Genomic DNA, 22,845 nt, shown 5'->3' with positions numbered 1-22,845 from the left:
ATCACTGAGGGCGCTGCGGCAGCGGAGCGATGGGCTGCGTGGGCAAGGTGTAGTTCTGGTTGTCCATCAGATCGACGCCGCACATCAGGTGGTCGAGCCAGTCAAAGAACTGGGCAATGGCCGGGCCCATGATGGGCGCGCCGTGCTGGGGCACGATCAATGAAATATCCAGCTGGCGCGCCATGGCCACCCACAGGCGCAGCACCTTGTTGGACACCATGTAGCGCCGGTGAAAGCCTTCCATGCGCGGAATGTGCGGTGCCAGATCGGTCACCGGGGTGCGGGCGATGTAGCCATCGGTCATCGAGACGCCCAGGTCGCCAGTGAACAGGATGCGGCTGATCGGGTCGTAGAAATGGAAGTTGCCTTCGGCATGCAGAAAATGCGCAGGCAGGATGTGCAGCTGGCTTTGGCCCAGCGGCAGAATGCCTCCGGGGTCTTGCACGGGGATGACGCGGTTTTCGGTCTTGCCGACCTTGGTGAAATGCGGCACAAAGCGCTCCCAGACGCGGGAGATCACCAGCGATGCGCGGGTGGAGGTGAGCCAACGGTCCAGTGAGGCGATGATGTCCGGGTCGGCATGGGATGCGATCAGGTAGGACAGCTTGTGCGGCGAGAAATAGCGCACCATGCCCATGTAGAGCTCATTGAAAGCGAGGTTGCCGCCCGGGTCGATGATGGCGCCGGTACCATGGTCGACAATCAGGAACTGGTTGGCCTGCACGGCCTGCGCATCCTCTTCCACCAGATCGGTGAACATCAGACAAGCATGCTGCTCGTCACGGTACAGTTCCACAGGTTCCAACGCCATCTCTTCCGCCCAGTTATCTATTGCAACGGGCGTGACTGTAACGGGGTGTAGTGGGTTGGACCTTGAGGTGGATCAAGGAGGCAGGCTGGGTGGGCCGAAGAGGGCAACGGCCAGCGCTGGATCAGGGCTTGGCAGCGGGCTGCATCACCGGGGATGGCTGCAGCTGGGGCTCAGGCCGGTCCGGTGCGCTGGGGTCCAGCGTTTGCGGCAAGGTGGCCCGGTTGGCCGCTGCCGGCTCGGTGGGCAGGTACAGCGGCCCGCGTTGGCCGCAAGCGGCCAATAGTGCCGCACCGGTGGCAAGGACAATGGTCCTGCATACAATTTGGTAAATACTCCACATTGAAGCATTGTAATGAACGAACTCGAATACCTGGATGCGGCCGAAAAACTCTTGCTGGCGGTTGAGCAGACCTGCGACCGCATCAACGATGAGACCGATGCCGATATCGACGCCCAGCGCGTGGGCGGCCTGCTGACCCTGATTTTTGCCAACCGCAGCCAGATCATCATCAACCTGCAGCCGCCGCTGCACGAGGTATGGCTGGCGGCCAAGTCTGGGGGCTACCATTACAAGTTCGATGGCAGCGTGTGGCGCGACACCAAGACCGGCCATGATTTCTTTGCCGATCTGACGCGGGATGCCGGTGTGCAGTCGGGTCTGCCCCTGGTCTTCAAAGCCTGAAGGCGCATCACCCTATATAAAAAGGCCAGTCCGCGCAATGCGGGCTGGCCTTTTGTCTGGGCGCTGGCGCTGCGTCAGTTGCGGAAGAGGTCCAGAATCTTGTTGCGCTCTTCCGAGTTGGGCGGCGGCACCATGGTGCCGGCGGTCGAGGCGGGGGAGTCCAGTCCCAGGTTGGGGGCGCTGCGCGCATATTCTTCGTAGAGCCAGTCTCCGCCCACATTGAGCAGGCCGCTGGGTGGCGTCATCTTGGCCACGGGCACATCCTTGAGCGCGTGCTGCATGTAGTTGATCCAGATGGGCAGGCTCAAGCCCCCACCATATTCGCGCGCTCCCAAGCTGCGTGGGTTGTCATAGCCCATCCAGACCACCGCTGCATTGGTCGGCTGGAAGCCAGCAAACCAGGCGTCCACCGAGTCATTGGTGGTGCCGGTCTTGCCATAGATGTCCGGGCGCTTGAGCTGGGCCTGGGCTTTGGCAGCGGTGCCGTAACGGGCGACATCCTGCAGCAGCGAGTCCATCACAAAGGCGTTGCGGGCGTCGATGGCGCGCGGCAGGTCCTCAGTGGCCGGTGGTGCAAACTCAGACAGCACATTGCCGCGGTGGTCGGTGATCTTGGCAATCAGGTAGGGATTGACCCGGTGCCCGCCATTCGCAAACACCGAATAGGCCGCCACCATCTGCATCGGGGTGACGGAGCCCGCGCCCAAGGCCATCGGTAGGTAAGGGGGCTGCTTGTCGGCATCAAAGCCGAACTTGGTCACCCATTCCTGCGCCTTCTTGGGGCCTACCGATTGCATCACACGGATGGTCACCAGGTTCTTGGAGCGTGCCAGCGCCTGGCGCATGGTCATCGGGCCATCGAAACGGCCGTCGGAGTTCTTGGGCTCCCAGGGCTGCTGGCCGGCCGATCCCGGGAAGCTCAGCGGCGCATCATTGATCACCGTGGTGGGCGAGAAGCCTTTTTCCAGCGCTGCCGAATAGATGAAGGGCTTGAAGCTGGAGCCCGGCTGGCGCCAGGCCTGGGTCACGTGGTTGAACTTGTTCTTGTCGAAATCAAAGCCACCGACCAGCGCCTTGATGGCGCCACTGCGCGGGTCGAGTGAGACAAAGGCGCCTTCCACCTCGGGCAGTTGGGTCAGCTCAAAGGTCTTCTTGGCAGTTTCCATGATGCGCACCACGGCGCCTGGGCGCAGCTTGGTGTTGGGCGGCGCCTTGTCGCTCAGGCCCGATTGCACGGGCTTGAGGCCGTCCCCGGTGATCTCGATCGGATCACCATCGGCGCGGATGACCACGACCTTGCGCGGCGCAGCCTCAAGCACAACGGCAGACAGGATATTGCCGTTGTCCGGGTGCTGGGCCAGCACCTCGTCAATGGCCTCGTCCCGCTCCTGGCCGGCGGCTGGCAGCGTGATGAACTTCTCCGGGCCGCGGTAGTGCTGGCGCTTCTCATAGTCCATGATGCCCTTGCGCAGCGCCTCGTAGGCCTTTTCTTGGTCGCTGGCGATCAAGGTGGTGTAGACGTTGAGACCGCGTGTGTAGGCCTCGCTGCCGTACTGTGCAAAGATCAGCTGGCGCGCCATCTCGGCCACATATTCGGCATGCACGCGGTTGTCCGCATAGCTCGATCGGATCTTGAGCGACTCCTCGCGTGCCTGGCTGGCCTGGGCCGGCGTGATGAAGTGGTTCTCTTCCATCCGGTCAATGATGTAGAGCTGGCGAATGCGGGCGCGCTTGGGGTTGCTGATCGGGTTGTAGGCCGAGGGGGCCTTGGGCAGGCCGGCGAGCATGGCCGCTTCTGCCACCGTGACATCCTTGAGCGGTTTGCCGAAATAGGTTTCGGACGCGGCCGAGAAGCCGTAGGCACGGTTGCCCAGGTAGATCTGGTTCATGTAGATTTCCAGAATCTGGTTCTTGCTGAGGGTGTGCTCGAGCTTCAAGGTCAGCAGGATCTCATATATCTTGCGGGTATAGGTTTTTTCAGATGATAGATAGACATTGCGGGCCACCTGCATCGTGATGGTGGACGCACCCTGGGCCTTTTCGCGCCCCAGGTTGGCGAGCAGCGCGCGCGCCATGCCCTTGTAGTCCACACCACTGTGCTCGAAAAAGCGCGTGTCTTCGATCGCCAGCACGGCGTCCACCATGACCTTGGGAATCTCGCTGATCGGGGTCAAATTGCGGCGCTCTTCACCGAATTCGCCCAGCAGCGCACCTTCGGAGGAGTAAACGCGCATCGGCAGCTTGGGCCGGTAGTCGGCCAGCTCGGAGACATCGGGCAGGTTGGGGTAGGCCATGGCCAGGCCAACGGCAACCACCGCAGCGCCAGCGATGGCACCGGCCACCAGCAAGGCCAGCAGCCAGCCAAAGAACTTCATGGTCTTGGTGGCGAAGCTCGATGGCTTGGGTTGCTTGGGAGACTTGGCGGGAGGTTTGTCAGGCGTTCTGCGCGAGATCGGAGCGTCTGGATTCATGGGGTCAGACCGTCGAGAGGAGCTTGCATAAGCAGGGGATGCTATCACGCGGCTGCCTGGGATGGGGTTCGCGCCGGTTTTGAATTAGCTTGTGACAAATGTCATGCTGCGTCCAATGTATCCCTTGTATCGTATTGTTTTGACAACGAATTGGGTCTGGGAGCCGGTGGTTCTTTGCTGCGCGACTATCTTGCTGATAGCATTCATAGGGGGTGTTAAGTTTTGTAGCTCAATATAGAGCAAATTAGGGAGGAGCCCATCTTGGTCTCAATGGGATCTTTGTTCCGACGCCAGCCGCCTAGCCTCTTGGGGATAGACGTGAGCGCGTCGAGCATCAAGTTGGTTGAACTGGGGAGGAGCGGCAGCGGTCAATTCATTGTTGAGCGCTGTGCACAAGAGCTGCTGGAGCCTGGCTGGGTCACCGAGTCGGGCATCGAGCGTTTTGACGAAGTCGCTGATTCCTTGCGGCGGCTGGTCAAAAAAAGTGGCACGCGCACCAAGCAAGCGGCACTGGCGTTGCCGCTTTCTGCCGTGATTCAGAAGAAAATCGTGCTTCCATCGGGGCTCTCCGAGCTCGAGATGGAGTTTCAAGTTGAATCAGAAGCTAACCAATACATACCATTTTCCCTCGATGAGGTGAATCTGGATTTCTACGTCATCGGCCCATCCTCCAATTCGGTGGGGGACGTCGACGTGTTGATCGCGGCTGCCCGCAAGGAGACGGTGCAAGACCGGCAGGGCCTGGCAGAAGCGGCAGGCCTCAAGCCCGTCGTGCTGGAGATCGAGTCCAACGCCACCGCGCTGGCGGCCCGGCGCTTGATTGGCAATATGCCCAGCAAAGGCAAGGATGCCTTTATCGCCATCTTTGAGATCGGTGGCAACGCCTCCTTCCTGCAGATCATCCACAACAACCAGGTGATCTATGAGCGTGACCAGTCCTTCAACGGGGGCCAGCTCACGCAGATGATCATGCGCCAGTACGGCTTCTCGCAAGAAGAGGCCGAGCAGAAAAAACGCGGCGGTGATTTGCCCGCCGACTACAAGCAGGTTGTTCTCAAGCCCTTTGTCGAGAGCATTGGGCAGGAGATCAACCGCGCTTTGCAGTTTTTCTTTACGAGTACACCGCACAACCGCATTGACCACATCCTGCTCGCGGGCGGCTCTGCGGTGCTGAGCGGCCTGACGGATGCGGTAATCGATGCGACCGGCTTTGCCGCATCTGCTGCCAACCCGTTTGAAGACATGGTGATGGATGCCGCCGTGCGGTCCCGAGCCAAGAGCAAGGACTTCACCACCTACCTCACCGCCTGCGGTCTGGCACTGCGGAGGTATGCAGCATGATCTTGATCAATCTGCTCCCCCACCGCGAGGCTGCGCGCAAGAAGCGCAAAGAGAGCTTTCAGGCATCGATGGTGGCCGCTGCCCTGGTGGGAGCGCTGGTCTGCGGTGCCGTGTACATGTTCTACCAGTACAAGATCGATCTGCAAGGCCAGCGCAATGCGCTGCTGACGCGCGAGATCAAGGCCTTGGATGTCAAGATCGCCGATGTGGCCAAGATCGATGCAGAAATTGCTGCGCTGAAGGCGCGGCAAAAGGCGGTGGAGGATCTGCAGTCCGACCGCAATCTGCCGGTGCATTTGCTCAATGAGCTGGTGCTGCAACTGCCCGATGGTGTCTATATCGAGAGTCTCAAGCAGCAAGATCAGACCGTGCAGATCCAGGGCATCGCCCAATCGAATGAACGGGTGTCCGAGTTGCTCAACAGCCTGGCGACCAAGACGCCCTGGCTGTCCAAGCCCGAACTGGTCGAGGTGGTCGGCACCACCACCCAGGTCAATGCGCGTGAGAAAAAGCGTGTCGCTGGCTTCAACCTGCGTTTTGGCCTGATGCGCTCCAGCGATGTAGAGCAGGCCCAAAACGCGCAGGCGCTGAAAAAATAAAGGCGACCATGGCAACGAAAAAAAATATACAGGTGGGAGAGGCGCTGCAAGGCTTTCAGCGCCAGTTTCAAAATCTCGATCCGAAGGATCCTTCTGTTTGGCCGGCTGCACCGCGTGCGGTTTTATTGGTGGTTATTGCAGCCGTGGTGATCGGCCTGGGCTGGTATGCCTATCTGAGCAGTTTTGAAGACGAGTTGACGACAGCTCAGGCCCAGGAACTCAAGCTCAAGGAAGACTACAAAACGCGTTTGCGCAAGGCCGTCAACCTCGATGCGCTGCGCAAGCAGCGCGAGCAGGTTTTGCAGTATGTCACCCAGTTGGAAAAGCAACTGCCCAGCAAAGCGGAGATGGCAGCGCTGCTGTCGGATATCAACCAGGCGGGTATTGGTCGCAGCTTGCAATTTGACCTGTTCAAGCCAGGTCAGACGGTGGTGAGGGACTATTACGCGGAGTTGCCGATTACGCTGAAGGTCAATGGCAAGTACCACGACATCGGCTTTTTTGCGGCCGATGTCGCCAATCTCTCCCGTATCGTGACCTTGAACAATATCGCTTTGGCGCCTGCCAGCAAGGACAGCGCTACCTTGGCGTTGAATGCCACGGCCAGAACCTTCCGCTATTTGGATCCGCAGGAACTCCAAGAGCAGCAAGCTGCGAAGTCCAAACAAAAAGGGAAGAAGTAGGGTGGGATATGCATACTTTGTCTAAATGGATAGGCGCTGCGCTGGCGGTGTCGCTGCTGGCAGGCTGCAGTGACGAAGGCGACGACCTGCAGCAGTGGATGCAGCAGGAGCAGGCGAGCACCCGACCTTCGGTCAAGCCCATCAGCGCCCCCAAAGAGTTCGTGCCGCAAGGCTATCTGGCCAGTGCGACGCTTGATCCTTTCAGCAAGGAACGCTTGGCAGCCCTGTTGGGTGGCAGTCCAAACGCACCAGCAACCATCTCGGATGCACTGGTGGCGCCCGAGCGTGCGCGGCGCAAAGAGCAGCTTGAGTCGTTTCCGCTCGACACCATTTCCATGGTGGGTTTCTTGAAAAAGGGCGCGCAGGACGTCGCGCTGGTCAAGGCCGATAGCCTGATCTACCAGGTCAGCAAGGGCATGTACATGGGCCAGAACTACGGAAAGATAAAAAGCATCAGCGACAGCGCCATCACCCTGCGGGAGATTGTGCAAGATGGTGTGGGTGAATGGATAGAGAGAGATGCAGTGCTCGAGCTGCAGGAGGCCAAAAAATGAAGAAATTCAGTGTACTTATCCCTTTGATGGCCATGCTGCTGCCATCCTGGGCGCTGGCACAGGGGCGTATCAACAAAGTCTCGACCCTGGTGCGCGATGGCGTGGAGATGGTCAAGATTGAGACCGACGGTGCGCCGCTGGTCTTGCCCGAAACCTTCAGCATCCAATCACCCGCACGCGTGGTGCTGGACCTGCCAGGGTTCAAAAGCGCGATGCCCAGCAACCGGGTAGAGCTCAACCAAGGCAATTTGCGTTCCTTGAATGTTGTGGAGACGGACACCAAGGCCCGTGTGGTGCTGAACCTCAAGGAAAGCACCAGCTACAAGACCGAAGTGAGCGGCAATGACTTGCTGGTGGCGTTGGAGCCCGCTGCCAAGGCGGTTGCCAGCGTCAATGCGCAAAACACCCAGTTTGCCGAAGACGGCAATAACTATTCGCAGCCGCTGTCGGATCTGGATTTCCGCCGTGGTACCGATGGAGCGGGCCGTTTGGTGATCACGTTGCCGAACAACAAGGTGGGCGTGAATATCTCCAAGCAAGGCGATGGCCTGACCTTGGAGTTGCAGCATACCCTGCTGCCCGAGGCGCTGCGCCGCAGGCTCGATGTGGCCGACTTTGGCACGCCAGTGGGCATGATCTCGGCACGCCAGTCTGGCAGCACCGTGTTTGTGCAGTTGAAAAATGCGGGTGAGTGGGAACACAGCGCCTACCAAAGCGACAACCAGTTCGTCGTCGAAGTGCGCCAGCGCAAGACTGATCCGAACAAGCTGGGTTCATCGGGCACCTTCACGGGTGAAAAGCTGTCGCTGAGCTTCCAGAATATCGAAGTGCGCTCGCTGTTGCAGGTGATTGCCGACTTCACCAACTTCAATATTGTGACCTCGGACACCGTCAATGGCGCGCTGACGCTGCGTTTGAAAGACGTGCCCTGGGACCAAGCCTTGCAGATCATCCTGGATGCCAAGGGCCTGGGCATGCGCAAGTCCGGCACGGTTCTGTGGATTGCGCCCAAGGATGAAATCGACGAGCGCATCCAGAAGGACTTTGATGCGGTCGCCAAGCTTGAGGAAAAGACGCCGCTGCAGACCCAGTCGTTCCAGCTGAACTATGCGAAGGCGACTGAGTTGCTCAAGCAAATTACCAGCAATTCCGGCGGTGGGGGTGGAACCGGCGGTACGCAAAGCCGTTTCTTGACCGCACGTGGTTCGGCCATTGCCGAGCCTCGCACCAACCAGCTGTTCATTACGGACATCCCTGCCAAGCTCGAAGAGTTCAGACGCCTGCTCGTGACCCTGGACATTCCCGTGCGCCAGGTGCTGATTGAGGCGCGCATTGTGGAGGCGCGCGACACCTTTGGCCGCGCGCTGGGTGTGCGCCTGGGCGGTGGCGATATGCGCGCTGCCAATGGGGGTGATGGTGGCTACAGCATTGGGGGCGGCAACCGCGTGGGCTTTGGCACCAGCTATGACAATGCGGTGGGAACCACGGGTATGGGTGGTACTAACACCTCCAACGGTAACTTCGTCAATCTGCCGGCTGCAGCACTGTCCACAGGGGCGAGCAGCGGCACATTTGCGCTGTCCATTTTCAATTCGGCGGCCAACCGCTTTTTGTCGCTGGAACTGTCGGCGATGGAGGCTGATGGCAAGGGCAAGATTGTCTCCAGCCCACGCTTGATCACGGCCGACCAGACCAAGGCGCTGATCGAGCAAGGGACGGAAATCCCGTACCAGAACTCTGCACAAAACGGTGCGACCACGGTGGAATTCAAAAAGGCGGTGTTGAAGCTTGAAGTGGTGCCCCAGATCACCCCTGAAGGCAGCATCATTCTGGACCTGGATGTCTCCAAGGATTCCCAAGGTGCGAACACGACAGCAGGCCCTGCCATTGATACGAAGCACATCAAGACCCAAGTCTTGGTGGAAAATGGCGGGACCGTGGTGATTGGCGGTATTTTCGAGCTATCGGAGACACAGACTACCAACAAGATTCCTTTGTTGGGCGATGTGCCGGTGCTGGGCAATCTGTTCAAGAACAATGTTCGTGAATCGGAAAAGCGCGAGATGCTGGTGTTCATCACTCCGAAGATGATTTCAGACCGCGGTGAAATGCGTTAATTAAGATAGACAGGGAGAGTTATGAGAAATTTGTTGAAGCCCTTGGTGCTGGTGGCGCCGCTGTTGTTGGCCGCCTGCGGTGGCGGTGGTGGCAGCGGTGGTGAAGCGCAACTGCAGTACAGCATCAAGCTGACGTCTTCCAAGACAACAGTGCCAGTGAATGTTGGAAGTAGCTTGCCGGGCTATTCCAATGGTGATTACTACCCGTACATGTCGACCCTGTACATCCAGGCCAACGCAGGCAGCAATCCCATTCCAAACCAAGAAGACGGGGCTTTTTCCTGCAACATCACCTCGGGTCTGGACTCCGGCGCGCTTTACTACCTGGATGGTAAGGATGAGCATACCGTTGAGATTCCATCTGGAACCGGGACTGTCAAGGTTCCAGGTGCTTACCGCAATATCACCCTGGGCTCCAACGCCGGTGGTGCGTCGTTCCATATCATCTCGCACGACATTGCCGGAGAAGTCACCGTACAGTGCAGCGTGACCGATCCGCGTGACAACAAGGTCTACACCGACCGCGCAACCGTGAAGGTTGGCGGCGGCAGCACCGCAACGCCTGCGACAGTCACTTTGACCAAGGATGCCTCCTATGTCGGCTCGCGTGACAATGTAAACAACATCCCCAACAGCGTGGTGGTGCAGGCGATCCTCAAGAACGACAATGACCAGCCCGTGAGCAGCTCGGGCAATGCCAACCTGCAGGTCAGCATTGTGCCCAATGCGGCATCCGACGGCGCCAGGTTGCTGGCCGGTGGCCAGACCAACAGTGGCTCTATCCAGATCAGCACCGTCAATGGCGTAGGCCAGTTCTCCGTGGCCAGCGGTCCTGCTTCGGGCTCCCTGCTGCTGCGTTTGACAGTCGACCGCGCTGACAATGACCTGACCAATGGCATCCAGCAACCCATCACCCAGTACGCTGTGATTCCCGTTGTGCATGCGATTGCCTCCAGCGCACTGAGCATTCCTGAGTCAGAATTGGCCCAGACGGTGCAGAATGCCGAGCCCTATTCTCATGCCCTGGTTGTAGAAGGTGGTGTTGCTCCTTTCCTGTGGTCCACCACTTCGACCCTGCCCACAGGTCTGAGTCTGAGCTCGGATGGCCTGATTTCCGGCACACCGAATGTCAAGGGCCCTGGCGCATACACCGTGGTGCTGAATGTGCGCGATGCCAACGGCGCTACTGCACGTCAAACCCTGGTGCTGACCGTAGTGGGTAACCTGCCAGACAACCCAGTTGCCTTCACTATAAACGGTTGCACCGGCTCGTCCACTTCGCCTTGCCCGATTGCCTCTGTGGAAGTGGGAACCTCCTACACCTACACCTTCTCCGCGACTGGTGACAATGTGACCTGGGTTCTGGAAGGTGCGCCTAGCTGGTTGCAAGTGGTGGGTCAAGGCACGACTGGTCGCATCGCGTCGGGTGCACCCTTGACTTGTGCAGATGTAGCTACCTACCGCATGTTTGTAACGGCGAAGAACGCGACCAATTCGGTCAGTCGAGAAGTGACCTTCCGTGTCACTGACACAGCTGGCACCTGCACGCCAACGACACCAACGCCCGGCGCGACATCCTGATCGCGTTGATGTAGACCCCTGACCGGGTCTGCCCAAAAACCTCCGGCACCCCCGGAGGTTTTTTTATGCCCGCCATTGCCCTATCATGTGCAGTCCGTTTTCAGGATCTAGCGCGATGGCACCTTCCGTGTGTTTGATTGGGCTGCCCGGCAGTGGGAAATCCACCATCGGCCGGCAGCTGGCACGCCTTTGGGGTGTGGATTTTGTCGATTCCGACCATGTGATCGAGGCGCAGCTGGGCTGCACGATCAAGGAATTCTTCTCGGCCCAGGGTGAACAGGCTTTTCGGGATGTCGAGGCCCAGGTGATTGCCGCGCTCGCGACACGGGAGCGGGCCTGCATTCTGTCCACCGGGGGTGGCGCGGTGCTGCGGCCAGAAAACCGCGCGGTGCTGCATGCCCACACAACAGTGTTCTACCTGCATTCCAGCCCCGAAGACATTGCCCGGCGCCTGCGCAACGATACGGGACGGCCTTTGCTACAAGGCGATGACACGCTCAAGCGCCTCAAGGACCTGCTGGCCGTGCGTGCGGCCCTGTACGAAGAGACGGCGCATTTCACGATAGACACCTTGCGTTGCGGCACCGGCCAGGTGATGCGCAAGGTCAGCATGCAGGCCGAGCTTGCCGGCTTGGTGCCGCAGCTGGGCGCGAATCTGGCAACTCCCCGATAATGGGCGGGCGAAACCGTACAACTTTCCGACGCAAACACCTGTGACCGACACTGTTCATATTGATCTGGGCGACCGCTCCTACCCCATCCTGATTGCTGCTGGCTTGCTCTCCCAGGCGGACACCTTTGCGCACTGCCCCAAGGCTTCGCAGGCGCTGATCGTCAGCAACGACACGGTGGCACCGCTCTATGCCCGCCAGCTGCAGGCTGCGCTGGCACCCCACTACCCCAAGGTGGAGCTGGTGGTACTGCCCGATGGCGAGGCCCACAAGAACTGGACAACCCTGCAAGGCATCTTTGATGCACTGATGCACAACGGCGCCGACCGCAAGACGGTGCTGTTTGCGCTGGGCGGCGGTGTCGTGGGCGATATGACCGGCTTTGCCGCTGCCAGCTTTATGCGTGGCGTGCCCTTTGTGCAGGTGCCCACCACCTTGCTGTCGCAGGTCGATTCGTCGGTCGGCGGTAAGACCGGCATCAACCACCCGCTGGGCAAGAACATGATCGGCGCCTTCTACCAGCCCCAGCTGGTGGTCTGTGACCTGGACACCTTTGACACCTTGCCCGCGCGCGAGCTGAGTGCTGGCCTGGCCGAAGTCATCAAGTATGGCCCGATTGCGGACATGGCCTTTATGGATTGGCTGGAGGCCGAGATGCCTGCGCTGATCGCCGGCGACAAGCGCGCACTGGCCCATGCGGTGCGCCGCAGCTGCGAGATCAAGGCCGATGTGGTCTCCAAGGACGAGCGCGAGGCCGACCTGCGTGCCATTTTGAACTTTGGCCACACCTTTGGCCATGCGATCGAAGCCGGCATGGGCTATGGCGTCTGGCTGCATGGCGAAGGCGTGGGCGCCGGCATGGTGATGGCTGCCGAGCTGTCCCAGCGTCTGGGCCTGGTCGATGCGGCCTTTGTGCAGCGTCTGCGTGCCCTGGTGGCGCGTGCCGGTTTGCCGGTGCGCGGTGCTGTGCTGGATGCCAATGACAACGCGGGCCGCTATCTGGAACTGATGCGCCACGACAAGAAATCCCAGGCCGGCGCGATCCGCTTTGTGCTGATCGATGGCCCCGGCAAGGCGGTGGTGCGCGAGGCGCCCGATGCGCTGGTGCGCGAAGTCATCGACCTGTGCTGCGCCGGCGCAGTACAGGCCTGACTGGATGGACCGTCCCTCGCTGCTGATGCAGCCGGCCGAGTCCCAGCAGATCTGGACCGAGCTGGGCCTGGCGCCTTACGCCTGCTTCTCCCACCGAAGCCAGGGCCGTCTGCATGCGCAAGAAGCCGCGCCCACGCGCAGCGCGTTTCAGCGCGACCGCGACCGGATTGTCCACTCCACCGCCTTTCGCCGTCTGGTCTACAAGACCCAGGTCTTTTTGAACCACGAGGGCGACCTGTTTCGCACCCGCCTCACGCACTCGATCGAGGTGGCGCAGCTGGGCCGCTCGGTGGCGCGGGCGCTGCGTATCAATGAAGACCTGACCGAAGCGATCTGCCTGGCCCATGACCTGGGCCACACCCCTTTTGGCCATGCGGGCCAGGATGCGCTCAATGCCTGCATGCAGGACTTTGGCGGCTTTGAGCACAATATGCAAAGCCTGCGCGTGGTCGATACGCTCGAAGAGCGCTACCCGGACTACAGCGGCCTGAACCTCTGCTTTGAGACCCGGGAAGGCATTTTGAAGCACTGCTCGGCCAAACACGCGCGCCAGCTGGTGCAGCGCGAGCCCGGCGGTGTGGGTCAGCGTTTTTTGCTGGGCCACCAGCCGGGGCTTGAGGCCCAGCTGGCCAATCTGGCCGATGAGATTGCCTACAACGCCCATGATGCGGACGACGGCGTGCGCTCGGGCCTGATCAGCCTGGAGCAGCTGATGGGCGTGCCGCTGTTTGCCCGCTATGCCCAGGAGGCACTGGCCGAGTACCCGCAACTGCAGGAGCCGCGCTGGCAGCGCAAATGGCTGTATGAGGCCACGCGCCGCATGCTCAGCGAACAGATCTACGATGTGATCCGCCACACCAGCGCTGGGCTGCAGGCCGCGCAGCCGGCCGATGTGGATGCCGTGCGCCAGCTGCCCGCCCTGGTCGGTTTCAGCAGCACGATGGCGGCCGAGTCGGCCGAGCTCAAGCGCTTTTTGTTCAAGAACCTCTACCGCCACCCGCAGGTGGTGCAGACCACGGGCCAAGCCAAGGTCGTCGTGCGCGAGCTGTTTGACATCTACCTGGCCGAGCCCGCGCAGATGAAGCCGCGCTTTGCCGCCCGTGCGGCCGGTTTGGAGCAAGTCGCTTGCGCCCGCGTGGTGGCCGACTTTATTGCCGGCATGACCGACCGCTATGCATTGCGAGAGCATGAACGCCTGACGGGCCAGCGCGTTCTGGTGCCCTGATGGCGGGCCCCGGCACGGTGGGCATGGTGTAGCGCGGCAGGTGGCAAAGCCAGCCTCGCTACAATGGCAGGCCCAGCGTCAGCCTCTGCCGCCTGCGGCCCTGCGCCGCTCTGGCGCCAAGCGCCCGCCCCTTTGCAGGGTGAAGGCCCGCAGACAGCCCCCGCTGGCCACCCATAACTCCACCAGAAAGCCCCACGATGACCGATACCCATGCTGCGCCCGCGCCTGCGGATGAGGCCTTGCACCAAGTGGTGATCGCCGACACCGTGAACTGGCTGGAAAAGGCCGTCATTGGTTTGAACCTTTGCCCCTTTGCCAAGGGCGTGCATGTCAAGGACCAGATCCACTATGTGGTGAGCGATGCGCAGGATGCCGAAGCGGTCGCGCACGACCTGCACCGCGAGCTCGAAGCGCTGGCCGAAGCCAACCCCGACAAGCGAGACACCACCTTGCTGATCCTGCCCCAGGCTTTGCATGATTTTCTGGATTTCAATGATTTCCTGGAGATCGCTGACGAAATGATCGAAGAGCTGGATCTGGGCGGCATCCTGCAGGTGGCCTCGTTCCACCCCCTGTTCCAGTTCGAGGGCACCACCATCGATGATGTGACCAACTGCACGAATCGCTCGCCGTACCCGATCCTGCACCTGCTGCGCGAGGAGAGCATCGACAAAGCGGTGGAGGCCTTTCCCGAGGCGGATGCGATCTACGAAAAGAACATGGACACGCTCGATGCGCTGGGCCTGGAGGGCTGGCTCGACCTGGGCGTGGGCCCGAGCTGCCCCTTTCCACACCCAGGCGCTGCCAGCGACAAGGCCCAGGAATGAAAACGATGAAAGCACCGCGCGCCGCAGGCCGTGGCACCACCAAGCCCGCCGCCCCCGATGTTGCCCAGCAGCTGGAGCTCAAGCCCGGCCAGTCCATTGAACTGCTCAAGGCGCTGCACATCCTCACGCGCGATGGCAAGCTGAACCAGGATTCGCGCCGCAAGCTCAAGCAGGTCTACCACCTCTACCAGTTCATCGAGCCTTTGCTCACCGAGCTGTCGGCGCAGGACCACCCGGTCAGCCTGGCCGACCATGGCGCGGGAAAATCCTACCTCGGCTTTATCCTCTACGACCTGTTTTTCAAGAACCTGGGCCGTGGCCATATCTACGGCATCGAAACCCGTGCGCCTTTGGTCGAGGCCTCGCAGCAGTTGGCCGCCGACCTGGGCTTTGACCGCATGTCGTTTCTCAACATGTCGGTCGCGGATTCGACCCGCACCGATGCGGTGCCCGAGCGCTTCGATGTGGTCACCGCACTGCATGCCTGCGATACCGCCACCGATGACGCCATTGCTTTTGGCCTGGAAAAGCAGGCCCGCGCGATGGTGCTGGTGCCCTGCTGCCAGGCCGAAGTGGCGGCCTGCCTGCGCCAGAATAAGGCCATGAGCCTGTCGCGCACTCCGTTGGCAGAACTCTGGCGCCACCCCATCCACACGCGCGAGATGGGCAGCCAGATCACCAATGTGCTGCGCTGCCTCTACCTGGAAAGCCAGGGCTACCAGGTCACCGTCACCGAGCTGGTCGGCTGGGAACACAGCATGAAGAACGAGCTGATCCTTGCCAAGTACACGGGCCAGAAAAAACGTGCTGCGGCCGAGCGGCTGCAGCAGCTGTTGGTCGAGTTCGGTCTGGACCAGTCCTTGCAGCATCGCTACCGGATGGATTGAACATTGGCATCAGCTGGGCTGGGCGGGAGTGATGGGAGCTGAACCAAAAGCCCTGGTAGCGCCCGCCAGCAGCCTTGGCGCTGGCCTTCGTTGCCGGCTTATAACGCACAAACGTATCGCTTCCATGACGGCGCCGTGACGTCATCGGATATTCATGGAGCCGTCATTTCTGCTTTCTAGACTGGGCCTTCCCTCAGGCAGTCCCACCATCAGGAGAGTCCCAGCGATGAGCAAATCCATTTCCGACAAAGTCGTCCGCAACACGGAAGGCAACACCCCTTTCAGCACCATCCTTGAAACGCATATGTCGCGCCGCCTGGTGATGCGCGGCAGCCTGGGCTCGGCCCTGGCGCTGTTTGCCGGTGCGAGCATCTCCGCCTGTGGTGGCGGCGGCGATGGCGATGATGACAAGGCCGTCAAGCTCGGCTTTGCCTCGCTGCCCAACTCGATGACGGACGCCTGCGTGGTGCCCGCCGGCTATGTGGCCTCGGTCATCGGTGCCTGGGGCACGCCGCTCAACGACCAGGCCGCGCCCTGGAGCAATGAAGGCCGCAACACCTCGCAAGACCTGCTGCACTCCACCGGCATGCACCATGACGGCATGCATTACTTCCCGCTGGCAGACAGCTCCAGCGAAGGCCTGCTGGTGGTCAACCACGAGTACATCGACGAAAAGGCCTTGCACCCCAACGGCCCCACCTCGGTGGGCGGCAAGCGCCCGGCAGAAGAAGTGCGCAAGGAGATCAACGCCCATGGTGTGGCGGTGATGCATGTGCGCAAGCAGGGTAGCCAGTGGGAGATCATCCAGAACTCGCGCTACAACCGCCGCTTTACCTCGGCCACGCCGATGAACCTGTCCGGCCCCGTGGCAGGAACCGACTGGGTCAAGACGCCGTTCTCGACCACCGGCAGCCAAGTGCGCGGCACCAACAACAACTGCGGCAATGGCACCACGCCTTGGGGCACCTACATCACCGCCGAAGAAAACTGGGCGGCCTGCTTTGTCAACACTGGCGAGCAAACCGCCGCGCAAAAGCGCGTGGGCGTGCAGGCCAAGCTGGGCCGCTACCAGTGGGAAACCGCAGCGGGCGACGCGAGCGAGCAGCAGGGCGAATTTGCCCGCTTCAACATCACTGCCACTGGCACCGACGGCCTGCAGGACTGGCGCAACGAGGTCAACGGCTTTGGCTACCTGGTTGAGATCGATCCGTATGACCCCGGGAGCACGGCCACCAAGCGCACCGCGATGGGCCGCTTTGCCCACGAAGGCGCCGCCTACGGCATCCCGGTGGCTGGCAAGCCGCTGGCCTTCTACAGCGGCGATGATTCGCGCTTTGAGTACATCTACCGCTTTGTGTCCGAAGCGCTGTGGGACCCCAAGGATGCCGAGCGCAGCGACCGCATTGCCGTGGGCCACAAGTACCTGGACAAGGGCACCTTGTATGTGGCGCGCTTTGATGCCGAAGGCAAGGGCGAATGGCTGGCGCTGACTCCGGCGACCAAGGGCAAGGACGGCCGCAGCCTGGGCGAGGCCTTTGGCAATATCGATGCCATTCTGATCAACACGCGCGGCGCGGCGGATTTTGTCGGTGCCACCCCGATGGACCGCCCCGAGTGGACCGCTGTGCACCCCAGCAATGGCGATGTCTACCTGACCCTGACCAACAACACCAGCCGCAATGCCGAGCGCGGCACCAACCCGGCCAATCCGCGCCTGAACAATGTCAACGGCCACATCGTGCGCTGGCACGACGATGCCGGCGCCAACACCTTCCGCTGGGATATCTTTGTGTTCGGCTCGGACGCGGCGGGCAATGCCGACACCAACCGCTCGGGCCTGACCGAGATGAACCAGCTGGCCAGCCCTGATGGCATTGCCTTCGATGACCGCGGCATTCTGTGGATCCAGACCGACAACGGCATCGACGGCGGCCGCAACAATGCCGTCGCCAAGGCCACCAATGACCAGATGCTGGCCGTGGTGCCCGGTGCTATGAAGGATGCCAAGGGCACGGGCCCGGTCATCAATGCGGCCAACCAGGCCGAGCTGCGCCGCTTCTTTGTCGGCCCCAACGAGGCCGAGATCACCGGCTTTGCCTATACCCCCGACCACACCAGCATCTTCCTCAACATCCAGCACCCGGTGAACTGGCCTGCCTATGGCACGGCCGATGCCACCCGCGCGCCCGATGGCAAGGTGCGCCCACGCTCGTCGACGGTGGTGATCCAGAAGGTGGACGGCGGCCCGATCGGCGTCTGATACTTTAGCCGCGCTGCATAGAAAAAGCCGCCGGTCCTGGGCATCCAGGGTCGGCGGCTTTGGTTTGGGCGCTTGTTGTGTTAATCAGCCTGCGGTCGCGCCCGAGGTCTTCACCACTTGCTTCCACTTCTCGTTTTCAGCAGCGATGAACTTGCCAAATTCCGCTTGCGATTCGGTCACCACTTCGCCGCCCTGGTCACCAATCTTTTTGATCACGTCAGGCTTTTGCAACACCTTGATGATCGCGGCATGCAGCTTGGCCTGCACATCGGCGGGCGTCTTGGTGGGGGCGAAAAGACCAAACCAGGAGGTGGCCTCGTAGCCCGGCACGCCCGCTTCGGCAACGGTAGGCACATCGGGCAGCTCGGGCGAGCGCTTGGCGGTGGTCACGGCCAGCGGGCGCAGCTTGCCCGAGCGCACATGCTGGATGGCCGAGGGCATGTTGTCGAACATGATCGCAATCTGGTTGCCCAGCAGGTCGGTCACGGCCGGCGCGCTGCCCTTGTAGGGGATGTGGATCATGTCGACCTTGGCCATCATCTTGAACAGCTCACCGGACAGATGGATGGAGCTGCCGCTGCCCGAGGAGCCAAAGTTCACCTGGCCGGGATGGGCCTGGGCGTAGCTGATTAGCTCCTTGACGTTCTTGAAAGGCTGGGCGGGATTGGCCACCAGCAGGTTGGGCACATTGGCCACGCGGGTCAGCGGCGCGAAGTCCTTGTTGGGGCTGAAGGGCATCTTCTTGTAGAGCCATTCATTGATCGCGTGGGTGCCCACGGTGCCCATGAAGATGGTGTAGCCGTCAGCAGGCGCACGTGCGGCAAACTGCCCGCCGATATTGCCACCGGCTCCGGCACGGTTGTCGATGATGACTGGCTGGCCCAGCTCCTCGCCCAGCGACTGGCCGACGATGCGGGCCAGGATGTCGGTGGTGCCGCCGGCCACAAAGGGCACGACCATCGTGATGGGTTTGTTGGGGAAGGCCTCTGCCGCAAAGGCAGCAGGCATGAGGGCTGCCCCCAGGCTGGCAGCGGCAATGGCTTGCAGCACGGTGCGGCGGGCGTTGAGGCGGATGGTGTTCATGGGTATCTCCAAAGCAAAGTGAAAAAGGCTGCCACTTGTTTTGTCAGTGCTTGTGGGGTCTCGCGTGACAGCCGGAGGAAGGGAAGGCCGGGCCTGTTGTTCTGAGCCGCTAACACGGCCCAGAAAACCGCAGGTTTGCGATTGAGGCTTGGCGCCCCCGACGAGGCGTCAAGCCGCAGGCATTACAGGCGTAAGACAAGGCTTGGCAACGACGTATCAAGGGTTGTGTTAGCGGCGTTTATGGCCAGAAGAGGGAGGAGCCGATATAGATGGCCCCCACGACAAACATCGAGACCACGGTGTAGCCCATGATGTCCTTGAGTTTGAGCTTGGACAGCGCCAGCGCCGGCAGGATCCAGAAAGGCTGCACCAGGTCGTTCCAGCCATTGCCCAGCATCACCGACATGGCGGTGTGGGCCTGCGATGCGCCCAGGGTCTTGGCCGCTTCAATCATGAACGGGCCTTGCAGCACCCAGTGGCCGCCGCCCGAGGGCGCAAAGAAGTTGATGAAGAACGAGCTCACCAGGCCCCACAGCGGCAGGGTGTAGGCGGTCGAGAAGCTCACAAACACATGGGCGATCGATTCGACCAGGCCCGAGGCATGCATGATGGCCATGATGCCGGCGTAGAACGGGAACTGCAGGATGATGCCGCCAATGGTCTTGACGCCTTCATTGACCTTTTCCACATACTTCATCGGCGTGCCCAGCAGCAAGATGCCCAGGAACAGGATGAAGAAATTGATCATGTTCAGATCGAGGCTGCCGTTTTGCATGAAGTGCATCGCCACGAAGGCCATGCCGGTCAGGCCAATCAGCCAGCTCAGGATGCGGCTGTTGTTCAGGCGGCCGGCAAAGGTCTTTTCATCGCCCAACAGGTTGGCGGCCGACGCGCCCTTGGCCTCTTCGTTGCTGGCCAGTTCAGGGCTGATTTCGGTGACCTTTTCTCCGGCCTTGGGGTGCATCGCTGCATTGATCAGCGGCAGCACGATCAGCACGGCCAGGGCCGTGAGCAGGATGTGGGGCGAGAAGATGGTTTCGCTCAAGGGGATGATGCCCATCTGCTTTTCAAAGCTGTGGCCCTTGGTGGAGATCAGCACCGGGATGGTGGCCGACAGCCCCAGGCTGTACATCGTGAAACCCGTATAGGCCGAGGCGATGATCAGCGGGTAGTGCACGCCCTTGACGCGCAGGGCCAGCTTCTTGGCCATGATGCCGCCAATCACCAGACCAAAACCCCAGTTGAGGTAGCTGCCTACGCAGCCCACGACAGTGGCCATGATGATGGCGCCGCGCGGCGTGTTCACCAGGGCCGCGATGCGGTTGAGGAAACGGTCCACCACCGGCGCTGCGGCCAGCACATAGCCCATCACCAGAATCACCGCCATCTGGGTGGTGAAGGCCAGCAGACTCCAAAAGCCCTTGCCCCAGTCCTGCACTACCAGGTTGATGGGCCGGCTCTCCACGGCAAAGGCCAGCACCATGGTCAGCAAGGTGAGCAGGATCGCGAACACGAAGGGGTCGGGCAGATACTTGCGCATCAGCTCGGTGAAAAAAGCGGTGATTTTTGACATCAATGTCTCTTGTTATCGATGGAGGGAGCAAAGGTGGGCGTGTACCAGACACGCTCAGGAAAAAGGCTAGACCGGTGCCACGCCCACGGTCATGCCGCCGCAGACATAGAGCGCCTGGCCGGTGACAAAACCGCTGCGCTCGTCGAGCATGTAGGCCACGGCATGGGCCACGTCATCGGGCGTGCCCACACGCTTGACGGGCACGGACTGGATGATCTTTTGCGTGCGCTCGGCGCCCGGCGGGTTGGCCTTGTCAAACAGCTCGGTGCGGATGGGGCCGGGGCCAATCGCATTGGCGGTGATGCCCCATTGGCCCAGCTCCAGCGCCCAGACGCGGGTCATGCCGATCAGGCCGGCCTTGGTCGCGGCGTAGGCGGTGCGCAAATCCTTGCCCAGAGCTGCGCGCGAGGACATGTTGACGATGCGGCCAAAGCGCGCCGCTTGCATGCCAGGCAGCAAGGCCTGCATGCACTGGAAGGCGCAGCGCAGGTTCAGCGATACGGCCAGATCAAATTCGGCCAGCGTCTGGCTGGCGGCGTCGTTGGGCACGACGATGCCAACGTTGTTCACCAGGCGGGTGATAGGGCCGCCAGCGAGCGCTTCGCCCAGCGCGCGCGCCGTGTCTTCGGCGCTGCTGAGGTCGGCCTGGATCGCGACAAAACCTGCCGGCACCTGGTCAATCTGGCGGTCGATGATGACCGGGTCGTAACCATCGGCGTGGCAGCGCAGCGCAGCGGCTGCACCAATGCCAGCGCCGCCGCCGGTGATAAGCACGCGAGGGCGTGCGGAGGTCGATGGGGTCAATGGAGTGGACATAGCGGTTTCCAAGAAAGGCGTCACAGGCAGCACTGGCCGGCCACGTAGGCTTTGCGCCAGCGCGTGATGCGCACCTGGGCAAACAGATCGGCTTGGTAGAAGGGATCGGATTCGATAAAGGCCTGGGCGGCTTCGCGCGTGTCCAGGTCCACCACATAGAGGCCACCGCCCATGTCGCTGCCGTCGTCCTGCAGCTTGGCGCCGCAGGCCAGCAGCAGCTGGGCATTGCGCGCCAGAAAGTCCAGGTGCGCAGGGCGGTGAGCCTGGCGCACGGCCTGGTGCTCGGGCTTGTCGAAAGTCTCAATGATGTAGGGCATGGTGGCTCCGGGATAGGGCGCGGCAGACGGGCATTGGGCTGCTGCCGCAGTAATACGGTTGTCTGGATGCAGGTCTTAGACCGTGGCAATCGGGGTCACGGGCGAGGCAATGGCGCCGGGCAGGTTCAGCGGCGGGGCAGTCAGCAAAAAGCGGCTGCGCCCATGGGCGCGCAGCCACTGCGCCAGCGGCGTCAGGTGCCACAGCTCGCCCAGGTGCAGGCCCAGCTTGAACAGGCAGTGCTCATGCAGCGGCAACGCCGCGCAGCAATCGGCACCGGGCTGGGCCGGGTGGGCTTCGACGGCATAGTTGTCGGCGGCAATCACGGCGATCTGGCTGTCGCTGATCCACTGCAGCAGCTTCTCGTCGCGGCCATTGAGCACCGCGCAGCTGTTGTTCAGCACCACCGGATCGGGGTTTTTCTGCATCGCCAGCACGGCCTGGGCAAAGCCGGTGTGCAGGCAGAGCATGTCGCCGGGCTCGATCTCCAGCCGGTCAGCCTCGATCACGCGCATCCACTCGTCGTAACCGATCAGCGTGCGGGCATCGCCGTAGTGCGCATGCAGGTCCATCATCACGCCCCGGCCTTGCACGCCGTTCTGGGCCATGCCCTCGATGCCCAGCGCCTTGGCGCAGCTGGTGCTGCCGCTGCTCTCGGCCGTGGGCATGCCGGTGTCGCTGACCAGCAGCGGCCCCAGCACATCGCGGCCTGCGGCAAAGCCGTTGTAATAGAGCGGCTCGGGCACGCCGTCGCCATTGGCATCGAACAGCTGGCCGGCATGGGCCAGGCCATCCCACTGGGTGGAGTACTGCAGCGACAGCACGGCCATGTCGTCCGACAGCACATCGGTGCGGCCGGGCTCCAGGTCGCCGAGCAGACAGTTGAAGTTGACCAGGCCCTTGCGCTGCAAGGGGCGCAGCACGGGTGGCTTGCGGTTGGGGTTGAGGGCACTGCCGCCGGGGTAATCGAGTGGCAGGCTGAGCGAAAAGCGCAGGCCTTCCTGCACCTCGGCCACGCCCTGGCGCACCTTGGCTGCTGTCAGCAGGTTGAGGCGGCCGAGTTGGTCATCGGGGCCGAAGTCGCCCCAGGTCGATCCTGCAGGGCGCTGCTTCCAGCGTGGATTGGCATCGGACATGCTTGTCTCCTTGGTTGAGGAAGGGCTGCAGCGGGCGGTTGTTATTGTCGGTACCCGTCTG

21 protein-coding genes are annotated in these 22,845 nt (G+C 61.6%); 13 read left to right on the top strand and 8 right to left on the bottom strand.

Annotated elements, in window-relative coordinates; all coding sequences use genetic code 11:
- Window position 1: 1 nt before the first annotated feature.
- A complete protein-coding gene (locus tag N4T19_RS12150; protein WP_116926461.1) occupies window positions 2-811 on the bottom strand; it encodes an oxygen-binding di-iron domain-containing protein in 810 nt (269 codons plus the stop codon).
- Window positions 812-932: 121 nt separating this feature from the next.
- A complete protein-coding gene (gene lptM / locus N4T19_RS12145) occupies window positions 933-1,091 on the bottom strand; it encodes an LPS translocon maturation chaperone LptM (RefSeq protein ID WP_409935106.1) in 159 nt (52 codons plus the stop codon).
- A 72-nt stretch (window positions 1,092-1,163) separates the two neighbouring features.
- On the opposite strand from lptM, the gene cyaY reads away from it, so the two are divergent.
- Window positions 1,164-1,493, top strand: a complete 330-nt coding sequence (gene cyaY / locus N4T19_RS12140) for an iron donor protein CyaY (protein WP_116926459.1) — start codon at window positions 1,164-1,166, stop codon at window positions 1,491-1,493.
- A gap of 74 nt (window positions 1,494-1,567) precedes the next feature.
- Here cyaY and N4T19_RS12135 read toward each other — a convergent pair whose 3' ends face one another.
- Window positions 1,568-3,868, bottom strand: a complete 2,301-nt coding sequence (locus N4T19_RS12135) for a penicillin-binding protein 1A (protein ID WP_260720293.1) — start codon at window positions 3,866-3,868, stop codon at window positions 1,568-1,570.
- A gap of 357 nt (window positions 3,869-4,225) precedes the next feature.
- Between N4T19_RS12135 and N4T19_RS12130 the strand changes: the two genes are divergently transcribed.
- From N4T19_RS12130 to N4T19_RS12075, 12 genes are all read left to right on the top strand, one after another.
- Window positions 4,226-5,305 (top strand): pilus assembly protein PilM, encoded by a 1,080-nt coding sequence (locus N4T19_RS12130; RefSeq protein ID WP_116926457.1) that lies wholly within the window; start codon window positions 4,226-4,228, stop codon window positions 5,303-5,305.
- Window positions 5,302-5,904 carry a PilN domain-containing protein gene (locus N4T19_RS12125; RefSeq protein ID WP_116926456.1) on the top strand — a complete coding sequence of 201 codons (603 nt, stop codon included), beginning with the start codon at window positions 5,302-5,304 and terminating at the stop codon, window positions 5,902-5,904. Before N4T19_RS12130 ends, N4T19_RS12125 begins: the two co-directional genes overlap by 4 nt.
- An 8-nt stretch (window positions 5,905-5,912) precedes the next feature.
- Window positions 5,913-6,587: a type IV pilus inner membrane component PilO gene (locus N4T19_RS12120; RefSeq protein ID WP_182343528.1), complete on the top strand. Its 675-nt coding sequence runs from the start codon at window positions 5,913-5,915 to the stop codon at window positions 6,585-6,587.
- Between the two features lie 8 nt (window positions 6,588-6,595).
- A complete protein-coding gene (locus N4T19_RS12115; protein WP_021026119.1) occupies window positions 6,596-7,141 on the top strand; it encodes a pilus assembly protein PilP in 546 nt (181 codons plus the stop codon).
- Window positions 7,142-7,173: 32 nt separating this feature from the next.
- On the top strand, window positions 7,174-9,258 hold the full coding sequence (gene pilQ, locus N4T19_RS12110) for a type IV pilus secretin PilQ (protein WP_409935105.1): 2,085 nt from the start codon (window positions 7,174-7,176) through the stop codon (window positions 9,256-9,258).
- Window positions 9,259-9,279: 21 nt separating this feature from the next.
- The gene (locus tag N4T19_RS12105; protein ID WP_116926452.1) at window positions 9,280-10,839 is read left to right on the top strand and encodes an Ig domain-containing protein; all 1,560 of its coding nucleotides are present in this window, start codon (window positions 9,280-9,282) and stop codon (window positions 10,837-10,839) included.
- A gap of 115 nt (window positions 10,840-10,954) precedes the next feature.
- Window positions 10,955-11,512 carry a shikimate kinase gene (locus N4T19_RS12100; RefSeq protein ID WP_260718191.1) on the top strand — a complete coding sequence of 186 codons (558 nt, stop codon included), beginning with the start codon at window positions 10,955-10,957 and terminating at the stop codon, window positions 11,510-11,512.
- A 40-nt stretch (window positions 11,513-11,552) separates the two neighbouring features.
- Window positions 11,553-12,662 carry a 3-dehydroquinate synthase gene (aroB, locus tag N4T19_RS12095; protein WP_260718190.1) on the top strand — a complete coding sequence of 370 codons (1,110 nt, stop codon included), beginning with the start codon at window positions 11,553-11,555 and terminating at the stop codon, window positions 12,660-12,662.
- A gap of 25 nt (window positions 12,663-12,687) precedes the next feature.
- Window positions 12,688-13,887, top strand: a complete 1,200-nt coding sequence (locus tag N4T19_RS12090; protein WP_182345850.1) for a deoxyguanosinetriphosphate triphosphohydrolase — start codon at window positions 12,688-12,690, stop codon at window positions 13,885-13,887.
- Between the two features lie 197 nt (window positions 13,888-14,084).
- Window positions 14,085-14,714 (top strand): DUF1415 domain-containing protein, encoded by a 630-nt coding sequence (locus N4T19_RS12085; RefSeq protein WP_260718189.1) that lies wholly within the window; start codon window positions 14,085-14,087, stop codon window positions 14,712-14,714.
- A 5-nt stretch (window positions 14,715-14,719) separates the two neighbouring features.
- Window positions 14,720-15,601, top strand: coding sequence for a class I SAM-dependent methyltransferase (locus N4T19_RS12080; RefSeq protein ID WP_116926550.1), 882 nt, complete (start codon window positions 14,720-14,722; stop codon window positions 15,599-15,601).
- Between the two features lie 226 nt (window positions 15,602-15,827).
- Window positions 15,828-17,861, top strand: coding sequence for a PhoX family protein (locus N4T19_RS12075; protein WP_260718188.1), 2,034 nt, complete (start codon window positions 15,828-15,830; stop codon window positions 17,859-17,861).
- 84 nt (window positions 17,862-17,945) lie between these two features.
- On the opposite strand, the gene N4T19_RS12070 is transcribed toward N4T19_RS12075, so the two are convergent.
- The 5 genes from N4T19_RS12070 to N4T19_RS12050 form a co-directional block, all read right to left on the bottom strand.
- Window positions 17,946-18,944: a Bug family tripartite tricarboxylate transporter substrate binding protein gene (locus tag N4T19_RS12070; protein WP_116926447.1), complete on the bottom strand. Its 999-nt coding sequence runs from the start codon at window positions 18,942-18,944 to the stop codon at window positions 17,946-17,948.
- Between the two features lie 238 nt (window positions 18,945-19,182).
- Window positions 19,183-20,517 (bottom strand): short-chain fatty acid transporter, encoded by a 1,335-nt coding sequence (locus tag N4T19_RS12065; RefSeq protein ID WP_116926446.1) that lies wholly within the window; start codon window positions 20,515-20,517, stop codon window positions 19,183-19,185.
- A 66-nt stretch (window positions 20,518-20,583) separates the two neighbouring features.
- The gene (locus N4T19_RS12060; protein ID WP_260718187.1) at window positions 20,584-21,333 is read right to left on the bottom strand and encodes an SDR family oxidoreductase; all 750 of its coding nucleotides are present in this window, start codon (window positions 21,331-21,333) and stop codon (window positions 20,584-20,586) included.
- Between the two features lie 20 nt (window positions 21,334-21,353).
- Complete coding sequence (locus N4T19_RS12055) at window positions 21,354-21,650, bottom strand: YciI family protein (protein ID WP_116926444.1); 297 nt, start codon at window positions 21,648-21,650, stop codon at window positions 21,354-21,356.
- Between the two features lie 75 nt (window positions 21,651-21,725).
- A complete protein-coding gene (locus tag N4T19_RS12050; protein WP_116926443.1) occupies window positions 21,726-22,784 on the bottom strand; it encodes a cyclase family protein in 1,059 nt (352 codons plus the stop codon).
- Window positions 22,785-22,845 lie beyond the last annotated feature (61 nt).

Source organism: Comamonas squillarum (assembly GCF_025309455.1).
Lineage (GTDB): Bacteria > Pseudomonadota > Gammaproteobacteria > Burkholderiales > Burkholderiaceae_C > Comamonas > Comamonas squillarum.
This window is presented reverse-complemented; position numbering and strand designations above follow the sequence as displayed.

What these genes read in the sequence shown, in the direction of transcription:
- N4T19_RS12150 (WP_116926461.1), bottom strand. Translation starts at nt 811, where the DNA reads ATGGCGTTGGAACCTGTGGAACTGTACCGTGACGAGCAGCATGCTTGT.
- cyaY (WP_116926459.1), top strand. Translation starts at nt 1,164, where the DNA reads ATGAACGAACTCGAATACCTGGATGCGGCCGAAAAACTCTTGCTGGCG.
- N4T19_RS12135 (WP_260720293.1), bottom strand. Translation starts at nt 3,868, where the DNA reads ATGAAGTTCTTTGGCTGGCTGCTGGCCTTGCTGGTGGCCGGTGCCATC.
- N4T19_RS12125 (WP_116926456.1), top strand. Translation starts at nt 5,302, where the DNA reads ATGATCTTGATCAATCTGCTCCCCCACCGCGAGGCTGCGCGCAAGAAG.
- N4T19_RS12120 (WP_182343528.1), top strand. Translation starts at nt 5,913, where the DNA reads ATGGCAACGAAAAAAAATATACAGGTGGGAGAGGCGCTGCAAGGCTTT.
- N4T19_RS12115 (WP_021026119.1), top strand. Translation starts at nt 6,596, where the DNA reads ATGCATACTTTGTCTAAATGGATAGGCGCTGCGCTGGCGGTGTCGCTG.
- pilQ (WP_409935105.1), top strand. Translation starts at nt 7,174, where the DNA reads ATGCTGCTGCCATCCTGGGCGCTGGCACAGGGGCGTATCAACAAAGTC.
- N4T19_RS12105 (WP_116926452.1), top strand. Translation starts at nt 9,280, where the DNA reads ATGAGAAATTTGTTGAAGCCCTTGGTGCTGGTGGCGCCGCTGTTGTTG.
- N4T19_RS12100 (WP_260718191.1), top strand. Translation starts at nt 10,955, where the DNA reads ATGGCACCTTCCGTGTGTTTGATTGGGCTGCCCGGCAGTGGGAAATCC.
- N4T19_RS12090 (WP_182345850.1), top strand. Translation starts at nt 12,688, where the DNA reads ATGCAGCCGGCCGAGTCCCAGCAGATCTGGACCGAGCTGGGCCTGGCG.
- N4T19_RS12085 (WP_260718189.1), top strand. Translation starts at nt 14,085, where the DNA reads ATGACCGATACCCATGCTGCGCCCGCGCCTGCGGATGAGGCCTTGCAC.
- N4T19_RS12080 (WP_116926550.1), top strand. Translation starts at nt 14,720, where the DNA reads ATGAAAGCACCGCGCGCCGCAGGCCGTGGCACCACCAAGCCCGCCGCC.
- N4T19_RS12075 (WP_260718188.1), top strand. Translation starts at nt 15,828, where the DNA reads ATGAGCAAATCCATTTCCGACAAAGTCGTCCGCAACACGGAAGGCAAC.
- N4T19_RS12070 (WP_116926447.1), bottom strand. Translation starts at nt 18,944, where the DNA reads ATGAACACCATCCGCCTCAACGCCCGCCGCACCGTGCTGCAAGCCATT.
- N4T19_RS12065 (WP_116926446.1), bottom strand. Translation starts at nt 20,517, where the DNA reads ATGTCAAAAATCACCGCTTTTTTCACCGAGCTGATGCGCAAGTATCTG.
- N4T19_RS12060 (WP_260718187.1), bottom strand. Translation starts at nt 21,333, where the DNA reads ATGTCCACTCCATTGACCCCATCGACCTCCGCACGCCCTCGCGTGCTT.
- N4T19_RS12055 (WP_116926444.1), bottom strand. Translation starts at nt 21,650, where the DNA reads ATGCCCTACATCATTGAGACTTTCGACAAGCCCGAGCACCAGGCCGTG.
- N4T19_RS12050 (WP_116926443.1), bottom strand. Translation starts at nt 22,784, where the DNA reads ATGTCCGATGCCAATCCACGCTGGAAGCAGCGCCCTGCAGGATCGACC.